General features: G+C 70.3%; 1 pseudogene (cut by a window edge). It reads right to left on the bottom strand.

From position 1 onward, the window contains the following. Nucleotides 1-15 precede the first annotated feature (15 nt). Nucleotides 16-656: pseudogene (gene pflA / locus ACFW2E_RS14785) on the bottom strand (pyruvate formate-lyase-activating protein); it runs 75 nt beyond the window's last position.

Below are 656 nucleotides of genomic sequence, written 5' to 3'. Positions count from 1 at the left end.
GTCACGTCCGGTCGGTCAGCAGGCGTTCACGCCTCGAGCACGGAACTGCTCCCGCACCCGCCGGACCAGCTCGGGCGCCGGACTCGGGGTGTCGCGCAGCGGGAAGGGCAGACCGAGGGCTTCGTACTTGGCCGCGCCGAGCTTGTGGAACGGCAGGATGTCCACACGGTCGACGCTGTCGAGACCGGCGACGAAACGGGCGAGCCCGTCGACGGCCTCGGGGTCGTCGGTCCACCCGGGCACCAGGACGTAGCGGATCCACATGCGCTTGCCGAGCCGCTCGAGACGGGTGGCGAAGTTGAGGGTGGGGGCGAGAGTGCCGCCGGTCAGCCTGCGGTACCTGTTCGCGTCGAAGGACTTGATGTCCAGCAGTACCAGGTCGGTGCCGGCGAGCAACTCGTCGGTGGCGCGGGCGCCGAGGAAGCCGGAGGTGTCGAGCGCGGTGTGCAGTCCGGCCTCCTTGCAGCGGTGCAGGACCGCGCCGGTGAAGGCCGGCTGGAGCAGCGGCTCGCCGCCGGTGATCGTCACCCCTCCCCCGGCCGTGGTGACGAAGGCGCGGTACTTCTCGATCTCCGCCATCACCTCGTCCACGGAGACTTCTCGGCCGTCGCGCATGTGCCAGGTGTCCGGGTTGGCGCAGTACAAACAGCGCAGCG

The organism is Streptomyces sp. NPDC058964 (assembly GCF_042741275.1).
In the GTDB taxonomy this organism is placed as follows: domain Bacteria; phylum Actinomycetota; class Actinomycetes; order Streptomycetales; family Streptomycetaceae; genus Streptomyces.
This window is presented reverse-complemented; position numbering and strand designations above follow the sequence as displayed.